Genomic DNA, 17,358 nt, shown 5'->3' on the forward strand with positions numbered 1-17,358 from the left:
GGGCGAAAGAACATCAAAACAACAACGACATGGAACACAATATTGCAGACATACGCATCAATTATTCAAAAAAAAGTTTATCGGAAACAGAGGTAGCTCCGGATCCCCTTACCCAGTTCAACCGCTGGTGGCAGGAAGCAACGGACAGCCAGCTATCGGAAGTAAATGCAATGACACTGGCTACTGCCGATGCCAATGGTTTGCCCGATGCGCGCATCGTGCTGCTGAAAGGGATTACAGAGAAGGGATTCGTTTTTTTTACAAATTATTCAAGTAAAAAAGGATTGGAACTCGAGCAGAATCCACGTGCCTGTCTTGTATTTTTCTGGAAGGAGCTGGAACGCCAGGTACGTATTACCGGAAGCGTAACAAAAGTGTCACAGGAAGAAAGTGAGCACTATTTCTACTCAAGACCCGTGGGCAGCCAGATCGGTGCCATTGTTTCTCCCCAAAGCGCGGTGATCCCTAACCGTTCTTTTCTCGATGAGCGAACAAAAGAGCTCACCAATCGTGTTGCAGCGGGCGCGTCAATTGTAAAGCCCGATTATTGGGGGGGCTACCTGGTAACGCCTTTTTCCGCAGAATTCTGGCAGGGGCGGCCTAATCGTTTGCACGACCGGCTGCTTTATACGTTACAGGATAAAGAAGCGTGGAAAATTGAGCGTTTAGCTCCGTAGTGCTTGCCTTAAACAAGCTGCAGGGCAATCGTTGAAAGGGCTATGAACCCCGCCCCGTACGCCATACGGGTATGGATCATACGGGCGGGAACCCATTACATTACGCTTCTGCTTTTTTCTTTGCAGGAGTTGCTTTTTTTGGATTGGCCGGGCGGCTTTTACCAAATGATCCTTTAAAGCGTTTTCCTTTTGCTGATTTTTTATCGCCTCTTCCCATAGTTTGAAATTTTTGCAAATGTAAGGCTTACCAAACAAAAATGCCCCGTAATTTATCATTACGGAGCATAATACTTTCTTTTAAAGCAAGTTTGTTAGATTTTTGAAGAAAGCTCTTTCCCGGCTTTAAAGCGGGCAACTTTTTTGGCTTTAATCTTAATTACAGCGCCTGTTTGAGGGTTGCGACCGTTACGGGCAGCTCTTTTTGTAACGGAAAAAGTACCAAAACCAACCAAAGTAACTTTATCTCCTTTTTTCAAAGTTTTTGTTACTGCTTCAACAAAAGAATCTAAGGCTGCATTCGCCTGTGTTTTCGTGATACCAGCGTCGCCGGATATCTTGTCGATTAATTCTGCTTTGTTCATAATTAATTATTTAATGAGTGTTTTTTATAACAAAACAAATTTATATGGTTTTTCATGATTGCAACAAAAAACTTTGTCCATTTCCTGTTTGGCCAATACCCTTAAAACCCGCTGCTGATAAGAGTTACAGAAAGCGACCGCTCCCAAGATCCTATGAAGCATACATTTAAAAAAAGCCTGAAACCCGCTCCAGTAAAGCATTACGCGGGTTTATAGGCTGAAAACCGCGCGGCACGTGGGTTTTAAGGAATATACAACTTATTTCAGATACATAGCAAGCCCATAAAAATGTTATGCACATTCAATTCACAACCTCCAATGCCGACTCAAATCCATAACAATCCGTTCCCCAGGTGGTCATCATTTCCCGGTGTAAGGCCGAATAATGCCGGCTTGCAAAAGTCTTATAATCTTCAATCGACCGGGCATAAAATTGCACGGCATAGGTAAATCCATCGTCGCCGTCCTGCTCAAATAGCTTTAAAATAAGCGCATCATAAAAACAACCTGTGGCCAAATAAGCAGGTATATGTACTTTCCTTAACCAATCGAGCCAGTTTTCATGAATTTCGGGAGCCACTTTCGTCGTAACATTCCATATAAAAGCCGGTTTCATCAAATTTCTAATTTAAGGTATACAGGGCAATGATCACTATGTTTAACATCCGGGTAAATATCGGCTTCCACTACCTTATTTTTTAAAGCGTCCGTTACGGTTATATAATCAATACGCCACCCCTTATTATTCAAACGCACGGAGGGAAACCGTTGGCTCCACCAACTGTAGCGGTGCGCCTCCTCCGGATGTAACAACCGAAATGTATCATTAAACCCATTTTTTAAAAATTTTGTCATCCATTCCCGCTCTTCCGGTAAAAATCCGGATGAGTTTTTATTGCCCTTCGGGTCGTGGATATCTATCGCTTCATGGGCAATATTATAGTCGCCGCAAAGCACCAGGCGCGGGTGTTTATTTTTCAATTCCTGCAAATAGGTATAAAATTCATCCAGCCATATATACTTAAACCCCTGGCGCACTTCACCACTGGTGCCGCTTGGGAAATAAGCGTTGATCAAGCGAACGGCTCCAAAATCCAACTGTATCACCCTTCCCTCTTCGTCGCTAACCTGATGGCCGGTACCGTAAATTATATTATCCGGTGGTATTTTAGTAAACACTGAAACACCGCTGTATCCTTTTTTTTGAGCAGAGAACCAGTAGCCGGTATAACCTAAACTTTCAAACAACTCTTTATCAACGTTTTCGACCGAAGCTTTGGTTTCCTGCAGGCAAATAATATCCGCAGGATCCGTTTTCAGCCAGTCGATAAACCCCTTTTTAATAGCGGCTCTGATGCCGTTAACATTGTAACTTATAATACGCATAAAGGCTACATCAATTAATCGGCACAAAAATAACAGGATTTACTTATTAAAAATTTTATGATTTATATTCGTTCTTAAATCTTATCCATTGTTAATAAAATGAATGAAAAGGAACAACTAAAACCCCAGGAACGGATCATTCCCGCAAAAGAGCATATTTACCTGGAAGGCCCAAAAAGCAGAACCTATGAACTTGGATTTGCCGTTCATGTATTGTGGCAGTTTTTAAAGGGGTTCCGGACCCTTCACTTTGTGGGGCCTTGTATTACTGTATTTGGTTCCGCCCGTTTTAAAGAAGACCATATCTATTATAAAAAAGCCGAAGCATTTGGCCGGAGAATTGCCGATCTGGGTTTTACTACCTTAACCGGTGGCGGACCGGGCATTATGGAAGCTGCTAATAAAGGTGCTTTTGAAGCGGGGGGTGAATCTGTAGGCTGTAATATCAAATTGCCGTTTGAGCAGCATTACAACAAGTACCTGACCGATGCCGTAACGTTTGATCACTTCTTTGTGCGCAAAGTATTGCTGGTAAAATACAGCTATGCATTTATCATTATGCCCGGAGGTTTTGGTACCATGGATGAATTTTTTGAAACCATTACCTTAATTCAGACCAAGACCATCACGCAATTCCCTATCGTACTTTTTGGCAAAGAATTTTATAAAGAGCTGATGATTACAATTGAAGGCATGGCCGAACAGGGGACCATATCCAAGGAGGACATGAACCTGGTTTTACTTACGGATGATGTAGATGAAGCTATGGAGCATATCCGCCAGTATATTATCGCCAATTATAAGATCAAAAAACGCTGGAAGATACCCTGGATGATCGACAAAAGCTGATGATTGCCTGGCGTGCGCTCTGTTAAAATTAATTACTATCATAAAATATCCTTGAATATGAAATTGCCTCACCTGTTCCTGTTGTTATGTTTATCGTCCCAATTAAATGCCCAGCCGCATTTTGCCCGTAAATGGGTGCAGCTTTTTAACGGAAAGGACCTGAAAGGCTGGACGCCCAAAATAAGGGGATACGACCTGGGCGATAATTTCGGAAATACCTTCAGGGTAGTAAATGGCGCCATACAGGTAAATTATGACCATTATAAAACCTTTGACGATCGCTTTGGCCATCTTTTTTACAAGACCCCTTTTTCTTACTACCTGTTGGCAGTGGAATACCGTTTTGTTGGCAAGCAAACGCCCGGCGCTCCCGGTTGGGCCTATAAAAACAGCGGGATTATGCTCCACTGCCAGCCGCCGCAAACCATGCTGAAAAACCAGGATTTTCCTATTTCCATTGAAGATCAATTATTGGGAGGCGATACTACCGGCGAGCGCAGTACCTGTAATGTTTGTACCCCGGGAACAAATATCGAAATGGACGGAAAGCTGGAAACAAAACACTGTATTAATTCCACCTCCAAAACCTTCCGGAATGATGTGTGGGTAAGGGCTGAAGTACTGGTACTGGGCGATTCCATCATCAAACAAATTGTGAATGGGGATACGGTTCTTGTTTATGAAAAGCCCCAATTGGGCGGCGGCAATGTTACAGACTTTGACCCCTCGGTTAAAAAGGATGGGCAATTGCTACAATCGGGATACATTTCACTGCAAAGCGAGGGGCACCCCGTGGAATTCAGAAAAGTAGAGATCATTGACCTGAGCCCTTATTATGAAAAAAAGAAATAATTTCACCGCACCAAAATAAAAGATATGAACGGAGTTGATCTCTTAGGTGCCGTAGCTGGCGTTATTACCACCCTTACCTTTCTGCCACAGGTAATTAAAACCATAAAGGATAAATCGGTTAAGGATATCTCCTTAATGATGTTTGTGATTGCGGCTGTAAATGAGGCTATGTGGATCGTATACGGCGCATTAAAAAATGATTGGGTGATCATTCTCACCAACGCCGTTATCCTTTGCCTGTCGCTAACAATGATCTATCTCAAAATTGCCTACGCCCGTAAAAAAGCAAACGTATGATCCGGTATGGAGCGATACTGCTGCTGGGGATTATATTATTTTCGTCCTGCAGCCGAAAAATAACTGAGACGGGAAATGCCTCTTATTATTCTAATAGTTTTAAAGGCAGGAAAACCGCCAGTGGCGCTACTTTCAGACAAAGCAAAAAAACGGCGGCACATAAAACATTACCGCTGGGCACCAAGGTGACGGTCATCAATTTAAAAAACGGGCGAAAAGTAAAAGTGCATATCAACGACAGGGGTCCTTTTGTTGAAGGCCGGATCATTGACCTCAGCAGAAAAGCAGCCCGGAAAATCGGGATGTTAAACGACGGGGTAGTTCCTGTAAAGGTCAAATACAAGAAAAAATAACCCTGTAAAAATAGGCTTATTTCTTAACGTGAAATGTTAAACGATAAACGTGAAAGGCTCACGTTTATCGTTTCCCGCCTGACCTCATTCGGGCAGGTTTCCCGTCTCACGAATAAAACACTACTCCAGCACCGGCCGCAACCAGCGCCGCAGGTCTTCTTCCGGCATTTCTTTACGTTGCATATAATCGAGGAACTGATCCTCCTGGATTTTCCCCACGCCAAAATATTTGCTTTCGGGATGACTGAAATACCATCCGCAAACGGAAGAGGCGGGATACATTGCCAATGCTTCTGTAAGATGCACCCCTGTAACCGGTTCGCCGCCCAGCAACTCAAATAATTTATATTTTTCCGTATGATCCGGACAGGCAGGGTAGCCCGGCGCCGGCCGGATACCCAGGTATTTTTCCTGGATCAATTCTTCGTTTGAGAGGGTTTCCTCCTGAACATAGCCCCATAATTCCTTCCGCACTTTCTGATGCAACAATTCCGCAAACGCTTCTGCAAAACGGTCCGACAGGGCCTGCAGGTTGATCTTACTGTAATCGTCATTCTGAGCAATAAAACGCTCCAGGTGTGGCTCAATGCCATGTATGGTTACCGCAAAAGCGCCTAAAAAATCGCCTTCCTTACCCGGATTTATAAAATCCGAAAGGCTCAGGTTCGGTTGTCCCGCAGCTTTTTTGATTTGTTGCCGTAAAAACTGTAACGCAATAGTTGTATCAGCCGCCGGCTGCACTTCAATCGTATCATCCCCGGTTTTACGCACTGGCCAGAAACCCACGGTTCCCTGGGCCGTTAGCCATTTTTCTGTGATGATCTGGTCCAGCAGTTTATTAGCGTCGTTGTAGAGCTTTGTAGCTTCCTTACCTACTATCGGGTCTTCCAGTATCTGTGGGAATTTACCATGCAACTCCCATGAAATAAAGAAGGGCTGCCAGTCGAAAAAAGTCCTTATTTCCGCAAGGTCATAGTCTTCGAACGTTTTAGTTCCTGTAAACGTTGGCTGTTTGGGCTGGAAGCCATTCCAGTCAATAGCCGCTTTGTTCTCCTGCGCCCCGTCAAAAGGCAGGAACTCCTTCACTTTTTTCTTGCTGGCAAAATCTGCCGCCAGTTTCACATATTCTTTCTTAATGCCTTCAAGGAATGCCGGCTTTTGTTCCGGATTTAATAAAGACCCCGCAACGGTTACACTACGCGAAGCATCCAGCACATGCACCACCCCATTATCAAACTGAGGGGCAATTTTTACCGCAGTATGCATCCGGGAAGTGGTGGCTCCGCCAATCAGCAGGGGCTGTTTCATTTGCCGGCGCTGCATCTCATGCGCTACGTTTACCATCTCATCCAACGAGGGAGTGATCAACCCGCTCACCCCAATGATATCTGCTTTTTCCTTTTCGGCAGTGTCCAGTATTTTATCGGTGGGCACCATTACACCCAGGTCGATGATCTTGTAACCGTTGCAGGCCAGCACCACGCCCACTATATTTTTCCCGATATCATGTACATCACCCTTAACGGTTGCCAGTAATATTTTAGGTGCTGATTCTTCATCAATATCCGGGTTGGCTTTCTTTTCTTCTTCTATAAAAGGCGTCAGCCAGGCCACGCTCTTTTTCATCACCCGCGCACTTTTCACTACCTGCGGCAAAAACATTTTACCGGCGCCAAACAGGTCGCCCACTACGTCCATTCCGGCCATCAACGGCCCTTCAATCACTTCCAGCGGACGCGGGTATTTTTGACGGGCTTCCTCGGTATCTTCATCAATATAATCGGTAATACCGTTCACCAATGCGTGTTTCAGCCGTTCTTCCACAGAAGTGCTGCGCCAGGCCAGATCTTTTTTCTCGGTCTTTCCGGCAGATTTTACGGTCTCTGCAAAGGCCAGCAGTTTTTCGGTAGCTTCATTATTATCGTTGTTCCGGTTTAAGATCACGTCTTCACAAAGCTGGCGGAGCTGCGGTTCAATTTCATCGTACACCGCCAACTGGCCGGCATTCACGATGCCCATGTTCATACCCTGTTTAATAGCATAATATAAAAACACGGCGTGCATCGCTTCCCGAACCGGCTCATTTCCCCTGAAGGAGAAGGAAAGGTTGCTGACCCCGCCGCTGATGCTTACTTCCGGCATCAGTTGCTTGATCTCTTTGGTGGCCTGTATAAAATCTACCCCATAATTATTATGCTCTTCCAGACCGGTGGCAATGGCAAAAACATTCGGGTCAAAAATAATATCCTGAGGATGAAACCCAACCTGCTCCGTTAATATTTTATAGGCCCGATGGCAGATCGACACTTTACGTTCTTTTGTATCGGCTTGTCCCTGTTCATCAAACGCCATCACCACCACGGCCGCTCCAAAGCTTTTACAGATGATCGCCTGTTCAATAAACTTCTCCACTCCTTCTTTCATGGAGATAGAGTTAACGATACATTTTCCCTGAACGCATTTTAACCCTGCCTGAATGATCTCGAACTTGGACGAATCGATCATCAGCGGCACTTTGGCTATATCAGGCTCACTCTGCACCAGGTTAACAAAAATGGTCATCGCCTGCACGCCGTCCAGCAGCGCGTCATCCATATTAATATCGATCACCTGTGCCCCGTTCTCTACCTGCTGACGTGCCACGCTAAGGGCCTCTTCGTATTTGTTCTCCCGTATTAACCGGGCAAACTTTTTTGAGCCGGTCACGTTGGTTCGTTCCCCGATGTTTATAAAATTTGTCTCCGGCCGCACCACCAATGGTTCCAGCCCCGAGAGACTTAAATAAGAATGAATTGTTGTATTTGCTGACATGAATATACTCCTCGTTATTATTTTATGTTTTGTTGCAGTAGTTTTAGCACCTGCTTTTCCGGAAAGAATATTTTATACTTGCTTGCAAAAATTTGCTTATTCTCCTTTCCTAATGTATAACGTATTAAATTTTCCTTTTTGTTCTTACAAAGTACTATCCCAATTGTTTTATTCTCTTCCGTCGTCTTCATCTCTTCATCATAATAATTCACATACATCTGTAACTGTCCAAGGTATTGATGTTTCAATGCCCCGATCTTTAGATCGATCAAAACAAAACAGCGCAAGATCCTGTGATAAAAAACCAGGTCGACATAATAATCTTCTCCGTCTATTTGTATTCTTTTCTGCCGGTCTACAAACAAGAATCCCTTCCCCAGTTCTTTCAAAAAATCTTTTATTTTGGTTAAGATTGCTTCTTCCAGATCGGTTTCAGTATAAAGATCTTTTTCCTGAAGATTTAAAAATTCCAGTATATAGGGATCCTTTACTGCATCTGATGGTGTTGCCACCACATGCCCCCTCACACTCAGTTCCTTTACGCCTTTTTTATTTCTGCTAAGCACCAACCGTTCATATAAAGCGCTGTTATATTGCCGTTGCAGTTCCGGCACGCTCCATTTTTCATTGAAAGATTCAATTGTATAAAATCTTCTTTCATAATTGTCTTCAATACGCATAAGCACAAGGTAGTGCGACCATGAAAGATTAAACAGAGATTTCCGAGACAGTGTCTCGGATTTTTGAACAGCATCTGTTGTTGATTTCCGGGACACTGTCTCGGATTTTTGAAACTTCTTTATAAATTGATTATATTCTTCTTTGTACACATTGTAGAACCTGGGCATATTTTCCAGGTTATCCACTGAAAACCCTTTACCAAACTCTTTGGTAAGCCTTGTTGATAATCCGTTTAAGGTTTTCGCCGCATACCCCGCACGCTGACTGCCATTCTGCTCGTATTCTACAATAAGGCGCCCTACATGAAAACATGTTTCTGCAAGAGTAGTATTGATCACTTGGTACAGGTCGGTCTTCGAGTGCTGTACCAGCGATTTTACAGATGAATAAAGAGATAATATGGTAGCTTTTTTCTGCACGCTATTCAATAGTTTCAACAACCGGCAACACCCGCGGTGTAACCCCTTTTACTGCTTTTGCAATGGCCGCGATATGTGCCGGCGTGGTACCGCAACAGCCGCCTACAATATTTACAAATCCCTCCTTTGCCCAATCTTCCAAAAAGGCAGCCGTTTCTGTTGGTTGCTCGTCATATTCCCCCATTGCATTGGGCAGGCCGGCATTGGGGTATGCGGAAACATAACAGCCGGCCAGGTGTGCCAGTTCTGCCACATGCGGGCGCATTTCTTTTGCTCCCAGGGCGCAGTTCAGTCCCACACTCAATGGACTGGCATGTTCTACAGAAATGTAAAAGGCTTCCAATGTTTGTCCACTCAGCGTTCTGCCCGACGCATCGGTAATGGTGCCGCTGATCATAATTGGGGCGCCTTCCGCGCCGTTATCAAATCGTTTTGCTTTTTCCGGATGTTCCCTGAAAAACTTTTTGGCGGCAAAAATGGCTGCTTTTGCATTTAAGGTATCAAAAATGGTCTCGATCAGTAACAGATCGGCTCCGCCGTCCACCAATCCGTGGATCTGCTCTGTATAAGCCGCTACCACCTCGTCAAAAGTCACTGCGCGGTAGCCTGGGTTATTTACATCCGGAGACAGCGACAGGGTTTTATTGAGTGGCCCGATCGCCCCGGCAATAAACTTAGGACCGGCGCCCGGGTTTGCTGCGCTGAATTCATCAATCGCTTCACGGGCGCATTTTACGCTGGCCACATTTAATTCATAGGCCAGTGATTGCATGTCATAATCTGCCTGCGCAATGGAGGTAGAACTGAAAGTATTGGTTTCAATAATATCAGACCCCGCCGCCAGGTATTCTTTATGGATGCTTTTAATAACTTCCGGTTTTGTAAGGCTCAATAAGTCATTGTTCCCCTTTACATCGCTGTGCCAGTTGGCAAAACGCGCTCCCCGGTAATCGGCCTCCGTCAATTTATACCGCTGGATCATCGTACCCATCGCGCCATCCAATACCAGTATTCTTTGTTGTAATAATTTTTTGATTTTGCTCATAGCACAAAATTTAAAGCAGGCCACTTATAGCGCCCTGATCAACAAACCTGAAAGTAAACGTGGAAAATCTTTTTGTAGAATTTTTACGTTTATTAGTTCAGAATTTTTTAAACAGGCTGAACAATAAACAAATCCGCCTGCGGGTGCAAAGGTACGTAGATTAGTTGAAATGTTGACAGGTTGATGGGTTGACCAGGCGTCCGTTGCTGTAACCCCCCTAGTCAACTTGTAAACTTTTCAACCTATAAACCTACCGGTTCATATACCGCTCCACAGGGAGACGGTTCTGGAGGCTACGTCCCAACGTTAGTTCATCGGCATATTCCAGCTCGCCGCCAAAGGCGATGCCCCGGGCAATAGTGGTGATCTGAACCGGCTGCCCCTGTAGTTTCTTTTGAATATAATAGATAGTAGTGTCTCCCTGAATAGTAGGGTTCAGTGCAAAGATCAGTTCATCTGTTCTTTCATGTTCAATACGATGCAGTAAGGATCCGATGTTCAGTTGATCAGGGCCGATTCCATCCAGCGGAGAAATCACCCCGCCCAGCACATGATAAGTGCCGTTATACTGCTGGGTATTTTCAATGGCAATTACGTCCCGGATGGTTTCCACCACACAAATGGTGCGCTGCTGCCGGTGCGAATTGGCGCAAACAGAACAAAAATCCCCGTCGGCTACATTAAAGCAGCGTTTGCAGAAACGGATCTCCCGGCGCATGCGGTCGATCGTTTCGCTAAACTGCTGCACCGTTTCCGGATTTTGACGCAGCAAATGCAGGGCCAGGCGCAGGGCAGTTTTTTTGCCGATGCCGGGTAATTTTGCAAATTCATTTACTGCTGCTTCTAATAAACCGGAAGAAAATTGCATCCTGCAAAGATACAATTGAAATAAGAAATTTGTATTTATTAACACCCACTCCCTGCGGGGAATAGCCCAAAAGCGATTATGTTTGCAGAACATATGCGTTCAAAAGGCATCATAGGTTTATTGCTCACTGTTTTTGTGGTCTTCCTGCTTATTTATTCCGGCAGCGGCTGCGCCAGTATTGTACCGCCATCCGGCGGCCCGAGGGATTCTTTGCCTCCTAAAATTGTAGGAGTGGATCCGCCCAGCGAGACTAAACATTTCCATTCGCAAAAAATTACCTTTCAGTTTGATGAATACGTGGAGCTAAACGACGTTTATAAAAACCTGATCGTTTCCCCCTTGCCAAAAACATTACCGCAGATCGACAGAAAACTGCGTACGGTTACCGTTAAATTTAAAGATTCGTTAAAAGCCAATACAACTTATGTATTAAATTTTACCAATGTTATTAAAGACGTTAATGAGGGCAATAAAGCAAAAGACATGCTGTACGTGGTTACCACCGGCGATTATTTTGACTCCTGCCAACTGAGCGGTAATGTAAAAATAGCAAAGACCTATAAACCCGATTCGACCCTTACCATTATGCTGCATTCCAATCTGGCAGATAGCGCTGTTACCCGGCAACGCCCAGAGTACATAGCAAAAGTGGATAGTATGGGCAATTTTCTTTTCCGTTTTTTAAAACCCGGAACTTACCGGTTATACGCACTTAAAGACGAAGGCGGCTCTTACCTGTACACCAGCCCGCAACAGGTTTTTGCTTTTGCAGACAGTGCAATAACGATAGGCCCCACACCACCCGCGCCCGTGCGGCTTTATGCTTATGCGGAGGAAGAGGAAGCGAAAAAGAACGCGTTGGAAGAACCGGAACTGGATAAAAAAGAGAAACGTATAAAGTTTCAAACCAACCTGCAGGGCAATAAACAGGACCTGCTGGATGCGTTTACGATGACGTTTCCCAACCCATTGAAAAATTATTTCCCGGAGAAGATGGAGCTTTCTACAGACAGCACTTTTACTCCTGAAACAACGCATAAGTTTACGCTCGATAGTACGCGACATATCATAACCATGAATATCCAATGGAAAGAGGGCGTTCGTTACAACCTGGTATTACCAAAAGATTTTGCCTCCGATAGTTTGAACCGGGGTCTTTTAAAACCCGACACGATCCGGTTTACAACAAAAGAACAAAAGGATTATGGCCAGGCCGAGATCACTTTTAATAACCTGGATACCTCCTACCATCCGGTACTGTTGCTTTCGCAGGGCGGAACATTGAAAAATTCGTTCCCGCTAAAAACCAATATTCTTAAAATTGATTTATACAATCCAGGAGATTATGAGGCCCAGATTCTATACGATCGCAATAACAATGGCAAATGGGATCCGGGCGATTTTAAAAAGCATATTCAGCCGGAATTTATTATTCCGCTCGACCGCAAATTAACCTTTAAGGCCAACTGGCCGTTACAGCCGGAAATCAATCTGAAACCGCCACCGACACGCTAGTTGGTTACAAGTTTCTGGTTTCAAGTTATTTCCGTTCAAAGCTGATTAGCTTTTTTTATTGAAAGTTTGACGTTAGCATCAAATGTTCAAAGTTCAACGTCTAAGGTTTCAAAGTTCGTTCAGTAGGAAGGTTGCTTGTATATCCGGATAACGCCATCGGGTTTATTGTCTATCGTTTGACGTCTGAGGTTTGACGTTTGTTATTCGTTTCGGGACGCGAACAAACACGCTCAAAGCTGAATGCCTGACGCGCATCCCGAATAAATTAGCTATTTCCTCTTCACTATTGACTATTCACTTTTCCCTACCCCGGCATCCGGGAAATGTATTTTTCAATTTCTTTGATCTGGCTCACGATCTGAGGGGTGGTGGGTTTGCAGGCTTTTGCCTTTCTGAAGAAATCTTTCGCGGCCCGGAACTCCCTTTTATTCATCATAATGCTGCACATCTGTAAATAAGCAGCCGCTTCGTTCTCCTTATCGGGCAGTCCTTTGCGGATGGCCTGGCGGATGTAGCTTTCCCCCTGTTTGGTATTTCCTTTTTGCATGGCAAGCATTCCCATCTGCAGCATACTGGCTCCTTCGGCTTCTTTCATCGGCATACCCAGGTCCAGCCCTTTTTTCATCATGGTTTCCGCATTGTCAAAGTCCTGTTTGCTCATAGCAATATTTCCCTTCAGGGTATAATACACAGAGCGGATGGGCTTGTACAAAAGGTTGGGAAATCTGATGGAATCCAATACCTTTTCGGCGCCTTCCAGATCCCCGTTTTCCATATATTCCTGGATCAGGCGCAAGGGGCCAAAGAAAAAATGGCTGAACAGAAGGATCACTCCGACCAGGTACAGCGGAAAGGCCGGCCAGAAACTACCTGCATAGTTTACATATACGCCGGTTAGAATTAAGATGATGCTGATCAGCAACCGGTGCTTTATTATAAAATTATACGCTTTCATTCTTTCTATTTTAGTTCGTAACCCAGATTTCCCTGTTTTACAATAATTGGGCTGCAAAGATAAGGGTTGACGATGAGCGTAAAAACTCTTATCCCTATTTGATAAGTTGTATTTTTGCCCGATGATAGCAAGTGATGATTTACAGGCGCGCTGGTGGAACCTGGAGGCAAAATTGGTGGAACGTTTCGGCAAAAAGCCTGACCTGGAAACGATCCTTTTTTTAATTGGCGTACAGGAACTTGGGGCTATAAATCCCAAATTTTCAAAAGAGCAAAAGCAGGAGTTGATGCATGTAGCCGTTTGCAGCCTCCTGGTCCCGAGCGGCTACTATGAACTTGAGGGCCGTGATAAAGACGGGTGGCCTCACTTTAAACAACTAAAACAAATGCCCGTAATGAACCCGATAGAACAGGAACAGTTCTTAAAGGACCATGTGCTGCTGTACTTTGATCAAAACGGGTTGTAGAAAAGATACTGGATGCTCGATACTAAATACTTGACATCAAGTATCCAGAAACGAGCATCAGGCATCAATTGCCTCCCTTCTCCGGAAAAGCTGAAGAAAAATAGAGTCCCGCTTCCGCAATAGCCGGGTTCAGCCGGGATTTTACCTCCAGCCTGATCTCGCTTGCGGTAATGGGAGCAAAGTGCAACAGTCGTTTGTACCCGATAGTGGTTTCCTGTATGAACGGCTTCCATTCCGCGCCGTCTTTATACGATACCGTAAACTGTTCTACCCGCTGGCCTACCCGTATATTCTCCTGCACGGAAAATACATTAAAGGTTTTGGGTTGTTTTAATTTGAAAATAATGGTGGCAGCAGTATCCGCTCCTTTCGTGGTAAAATGAGTGGCATTATTACCATCCAGCAAGGCCGGCATATTCGTTCCGTTTTTACAGGTAATGGCCGCTCCTTTCAGCAAATTGGTTTTAAACAGTTCCTTGCGCATCCGGGCCCATTCCTGCAGGGTTTTTACATCCGCATCGCTGACACGTCCCCGTTTATCCGGCGGTACATTCAGCAGCAGCACACTGTTCATTCCCACAGAAGTAAAATAAATATTCATCAGTTGTTCCGGGGTCTTTACTTTTTGGTCCTGGTCTGTATGGTAGAACCAGCCCGGGCGGATGGATACATCGGTTTCTGCAGGGTACCAAACCAGGCCTTTGGCATTCAGGATTTTTTCCCGACTGCCGAGGTCATCTCCTTTAAGATCGCTGATAGGTTTAAATAACATTCCCTGTTGCGAATTCGCCGCTACCGCCTGCTGATCCAGGTTATTGGTGGTCACCACGCTCCATTCCATCCGGCGGCCTTTTCCAGTCTCGGTACCTACCCATCTTACATCGGGCCCCATAATAGCAATTACCGCCTGTGGTTGTAATTTTCTAATTAATTGATACCAGCGGTTAAAATCATACACCTGCTTTTTACCATTGGGGCCTTCGCCATTGGCGCCATCGAACCAAACTTCATCTACCCGGCCGTATTGCGTAAGCAGCTCAGTAAGCTGTCGCACAAAAAAATCGTTGTAGGCATCCGATCCGTATACCGGGGAATTACGATCCCAGGGCGAAAGATAAACGCCAAAGCCCATATTCAGCTTTTTACAGGCCTCCGCCACTTCCCTTACCACATCTCCCTTTCCGTTTTTCCAGGGACTGTTTTTTACCGAATGTTCTGTAGTGCTGGTAGGCCACAAACAAAAACCATCATGGTGTTTGGCCGTGATGATCACTTGTTTGAAACCCGCATCCTTCATGGTTTTTACCCATTGTACCGCATCTAATGCAGTGGGATTAAACAGCGTGGGGTTTTCCTTGCCATCGCCCCATTCCCTTCCGGTAAAAGTATTCATACCAAAATGAAAAAAGGCAGTCAGCTCCAGTTGCTGCCATCGCAGTTGCCGGGGCGTGGGCACTATATTGGCAGCCTGTTGAATGATCTGCTTTTCCGTTTCTCCAGTTTTAATGGAAACATAATTTTGTTTCTGGGCGTTGGCGCCAGCGACGCTGATAAGCGCTGTAAGAATAAGTAATTGTTTAATCATGCTTGAATTTATTGTTGGAGCGTAAGGTGAAAGATCTTTCGCCCTTGCATTTTCGTTCAAAAATAAGAAACACAATGGAGTTGCTCTTTCCATTGCGTTTCGGTTTTTAGTATGTTATTTTAATACGCGTCCGTTAACCACGGGTGGTCAAAACCATGCTTTATCAATAATCCTGTTACTGCCATCCCGGATTTTGTGTAAGCGAACCTTTTCCCAGGTTGATCTGATCTGTGGGGATGGGGTTCAGGTATAACTTATCGTTCCACACCCGCATGGGTATCGTATAGGGCGCTATTACCTGTTTGCTTTTACCATCCCAGTCATTAATGGTAGTAAGATTTACGCCGGTAAATACATTGCTGTTGTAATAGCTGTTATACTCGTTTCTTACATTCTGGCTGGCTACTATTCCATACACCGTTTTGGGGTTCTCAATTAATTTACCGGCATTCCATCTTACAATATCATCCCACCTGAACCCTTCAAATGCCAGTTCAATCCTGCGTTCCCTCCTGATCTCATAAATAAGCGGGGAAACGGCATAACCGTACCTTGACTTACCGGCGATAGTGGTTGCATTAGGATCTGCAGGCGGGTTTAACGTTAACCGCGGCATAATGCCTCCCGGAAGTGAAGGTTCATCTAAACGGGCCCTTAATAAGTTGATTGAGTTATCCAAATCCGTTTGTGAGATGGTCCCCAACTCAGCCAGTGCCTCTGCATACGTTAGCAAAACCTCTGCATAGCGGAATACAAACATGTCGTAAGTAGTTTGATTGGCTTCATTTTGCTTGGTAATGGGGCTTCTGAATTTTGAAGCCATGTATCCTGTAGGTGTACTGGATGCAACCGGTGACAGATAGTTGGAAACAAGGCTGTTGTTATTCATATTGTTCGGCAAAAACCTGTTGTCGATCATATTACGTAAGCGGGGATCCCGGTTTTGAAATTCTATACTTGCAGAATCATCGCCTTTATATCTCGGGCTAAGCGCAATAGGCAGTCCGTCATCGCATAAAAAGTCTTCGATAAGATCTTTGCTCACCCCTACATTGGCCTCATTTACCGATCTCGACAAACCACTGGTCAATACATTAACAACATATATTTTGGGCATCACACATTCTTTATTACCGGTAAGGTCTTCCGTAATAAATTGTTCCCGGTAATACAGGGGGTAATCTCTTGTAGCATAGGTGCCTGTTTTTGCATCTACCAGGTCGCCGTTCTTATAGTAATATAAAGCGGCAGGCCTGGGGATGGAATAAAGCCCGCTTTGCATCACCTGTTTGGCTGCATTTACCGCCGCGGTCAGGTAGTTCTGCCAGCCACTTATATTACGGTATTTCATCCAGGTACCCTGGTACAAAGCAACCCTGGCAAGCATTTGAAAGGCGGCATATTTATTCAGCCTTCCCAGTTCTGTGCTGGCCGGCACCGGCAGATTGGCAGCGGCAAAATTAAGATCGGCAATAACACTGTCAATTACTGTTTGACGGGGTGTTCTGGTCTTGTAAAGAAAAGCGCTGTCATTGATGTTAAGGTCTTTATTGATCCAGGGCACATCACCAAAGGCCTTCACCTTATTGAAGTATTCATACGCCCTGAAGAACTTTATTTCGCCTACATACCGGTTGATCAGCGCCGGATCGTCCATTACCTGCTGGTAACGGGCTAAAAAATAATTGGCGTTCTTAATATAGGACCAGTCGCCGTATGCCCAGCCGCCGCCGCTGGCGGGAACCACCGTTTGGCTGTAAAGAAAACTGTTAGGGGAATTGGGTATGGCATTATCACTTTGGTTATCAGAAGTGCTGCCGGGTACGGATAACCTACTATAAAAATTATTGCAAAATAATTTAAGATTATCTACACTGCTCCAGAAATTAAGATCGGTAATGGCATCCTGTGGCGTTCTGTCCAAAACCTTTTTACAGGAGCTGCCCAATGCCAGCAATAGGATGATGTATATTAATTGTCTTGTTTTCATGTTCAAATTTTTAGAAGTCCAACTCAAA

General features: G+C 44.7%; 18 protein-coding genes. 7 read left to right on the forward strand and 11 right to left on the reverse strand.

Annotated features, from left to right (window positions below):
• Window positions 1-29: 29 nt before the first annotated feature.
• Window positions 30-677: a pyridoxamine 5'-phosphate oxidase gene (gene pdxH / locus NIASO_RS11715; RefSeq protein ID WP_025298906.1), complete on the forward strand. Its 648-nt coding sequence runs from the start codon at window positions 30-32 to the stop codon at window positions 675-677.
• 100 nt (window positions 678-777) lie between these two features.
• On the opposite strand, the gene NIASO_RS19945 is transcribed toward pdxH, so the two are convergent.
• From NIASO_RS19945 to NIASO_RS11735, 4 genes are all read right to left on the reverse strand, one after another.
• Window positions 778-894: a 30S ribosomal protein THX gene (locus NIASO_RS19945; protein ID WP_008586039.1), complete on the reverse strand. Its 117-nt coding sequence runs from the start codon at window positions 892-894 to the stop codon at window positions 778-780.
• A gap of 94 nt (window positions 895-988) precedes the next feature.
• Window positions 989-1,258 carry an HU family DNA-binding protein gene (locus tag NIASO_RS11725; RefSeq protein ID WP_008586040.1) on the reverse strand — a complete coding sequence of 90 codons (270 nt, stop codon included), beginning with the start codon at window positions 1,256-1,258 and terminating at the stop codon, window positions 989-991.
• Window positions 1,259-1,559: 301 nt separating this feature from the next.
• Window positions 1,560-1,874, reverse strand: a complete 315-nt coding sequence (locus tag NIASO_RS11730; RefSeq protein ID WP_008586041.1) for a DUF4286 family protein — start codon at window positions 1,872-1,874, stop codon at window positions 1,560-1,562.
• The gene (locus NIASO_RS11735; protein WP_025298908.1) at window positions 1,874-2,644 is read right to left on the reverse strand and encodes an exodeoxyribonuclease III; all 771 of its coding nucleotides are present in this window, start codon (window positions 2,642-2,644) and stop codon (window positions 1,874-1,876) included. The genes NIASO_RS11730 and NIASO_RS11735 overlap by 1 nt, the downstream gene beginning before the upstream one ends.
• 99 nt (window positions 2,645-2,743) lie before the next feature.
• On the opposite strand from NIASO_RS11735, the gene NIASO_RS11740 reads away from it, so the two are divergent.
• Genes NIASO_RS11740 through NIASO_RS11755 form a run of 4 tightly spaced genes read left to right on the forward strand, consistent with a single transcriptional unit; the run spans window position 2,744 to window position 4,995 of the window.
• Window positions 2,744-3,493, forward strand: coding sequence for an LOG family protein (locus NIASO_RS11740; protein ID WP_008586044.1), 750 nt, complete (start codon window positions 2,744-2,746; stop codon window positions 3,491-3,493).
• Window positions 3,494-3,550: 57 nt separating this feature from the next.
• Window positions 3,551-4,345 (forward strand): 3-keto-disaccharide hydrolase, encoded by a 795-nt coding sequence (locus tag NIASO_RS11745; RefSeq protein WP_008586046.1) that lies wholly within the window; start codon window positions 3,551-3,553, stop codon window positions 4,343-4,345.
• A 24-nt stretch (window positions 4,346-4,369) separates the two neighbouring features.
• Window positions 4,370-4,642, forward strand: a complete 273-nt coding sequence (locus tag NIASO_RS11750) for a SemiSWEET family sugar transporter (RefSeq protein WP_008586057.1) — start codon at window positions 4,370-4,372, stop codon at window positions 4,640-4,642.
• Window positions 4,639-4,995, forward strand: a complete 357-nt coding sequence (locus NIASO_RS11755; RefSeq protein ID WP_008586066.1) for a septal ring lytic transglycosylase RlpA family protein — start codon at window positions 4,639-4,641, stop codon at window positions 4,993-4,995. The genes NIASO_RS11750 and NIASO_RS11755 overlap by 4 nt, the downstream gene beginning before the upstream one ends.
• Window positions 4,996-5,115: 120 nt before the next feature.
• Here NIASO_RS11755 and metH read toward each other — a convergent pair whose 3' ends face one another.
• From metH to recR, 4 genes are all read right to left on the reverse strand, one after another.
• On the reverse strand, window positions 5,116-7,806 hold the full coding sequence (metH, locus tag NIASO_RS11760; RefSeq protein ID WP_008586067.1) for a methionine synthase: 2,691 nt from the start codon (window positions 7,804-7,806) through the stop codon (window positions 5,116-5,118).
• Between the two features lie 17 nt (window positions 7,807-7,823).
• On the reverse strand, window positions 7,824-8,906 hold the full coding sequence (locus NIASO_RS11765; RefSeq protein ID WP_008586068.1) for a PDDEXK nuclease domain-containing protein: 1,083 nt from the start codon (window positions 8,904-8,906) through the stop codon (window positions 7,824-7,826).
• A 1-nt stretch (window position 8,907) separates the two neighbouring features.
• Window positions 8,908-9,951 (reverse strand): homocysteine S-methyltransferase family protein, encoded by a 1,044-nt coding sequence (locus NIASO_RS11770; protein ID WP_008586069.1) that lies wholly within the window; start codon window positions 9,949-9,951, stop codon window positions 8,908-8,910.
• A gap of 250 nt (window positions 9,952-10,201) precedes the next feature.
• Window positions 10,202-10,819, reverse strand: coding sequence for a recombination mediator RecR (gene recR, locus NIASO_RS11775; protein WP_008586070.1), 618 nt, complete (start codon window positions 10,817-10,819; stop codon window positions 10,202-10,204).
• Between the two features lie 78 nt (window positions 10,820-10,897).
• On the opposite strand from recR, the gene NIASO_RS11780 reads away from it, so the two are divergent.
• A complete protein-coding gene (locus NIASO_RS11780) occupies window positions 10,898-12,334 on the forward strand; it encodes an Ig-like domain-containing domain (protein WP_008586071.1) in 1,437 nt (478 codons plus the stop codon).
• 304 nt (window positions 12,335-12,638) lie between these two features.
• Here NIASO_RS11780 and NIASO_RS11785 read toward each other — a convergent pair whose 3' ends face one another.
• The gene (locus NIASO_RS11785) at window positions 12,639-13,289 is read right to left on the reverse strand and encodes a tetratricopeptide repeat protein (protein WP_008586072.1); all 651 of its coding nucleotides are present in this window, start codon (window positions 13,287-13,289) and stop codon (window positions 12,639-12,641) included.
• Between the two features lie 121 nt (window positions 13,290-13,410).
• Between NIASO_RS11785 and NIASO_RS11790 the strand changes: the two genes are divergently transcribed.
• The gene (locus NIASO_RS11790) at window positions 13,411-13,755 is read left to right on the forward strand and encodes a hypothetical protein (protein WP_008586073.1); all 345 of its coding nucleotides are present in this window, start codon (window positions 13,411-13,413) and stop codon (window positions 13,753-13,755) included.
• Between the two features lie 64 nt (window positions 13,756-13,819).
• On the opposite strand, the gene NIASO_RS11795 is transcribed toward NIASO_RS11790, so the two are convergent.
• Both NIASO_RS11795 and NIASO_RS11800 read right to left on the reverse strand, forming a co-directional pair.
• Entirely contained in the window at window positions 13,820-15,340 is a 1,521-nt protein-coding gene (locus NIASO_RS11795; protein ID WP_025298910.1) for an alpha-L-fucosidase, read from the reverse strand.
• A 175-nt stretch (window positions 15,341-15,515) separates the two neighbouring features.
• On the reverse strand, window positions 15,516-17,330 hold the full coding sequence (locus tag NIASO_RS11800; RefSeq protein ID WP_008586075.1) for a RagB/SusD family nutrient uptake outer membrane protein: 1,815 nt from the start codon (window positions 17,328-17,330) through the stop codon (window positions 15,516-15,518).
• Between the last annotated feature and the right edge of the window lie 28 nt (window positions 17,331-17,358).

The organism is Niabella soli DSM 19437, from assembly GCF_000243115.2.
Classification (GTDB): Bacteria; Bacteroidota; Bacteroidia; order Chitinophagales; family Chitinophagaceae; genus Niabella; species Niabella soli.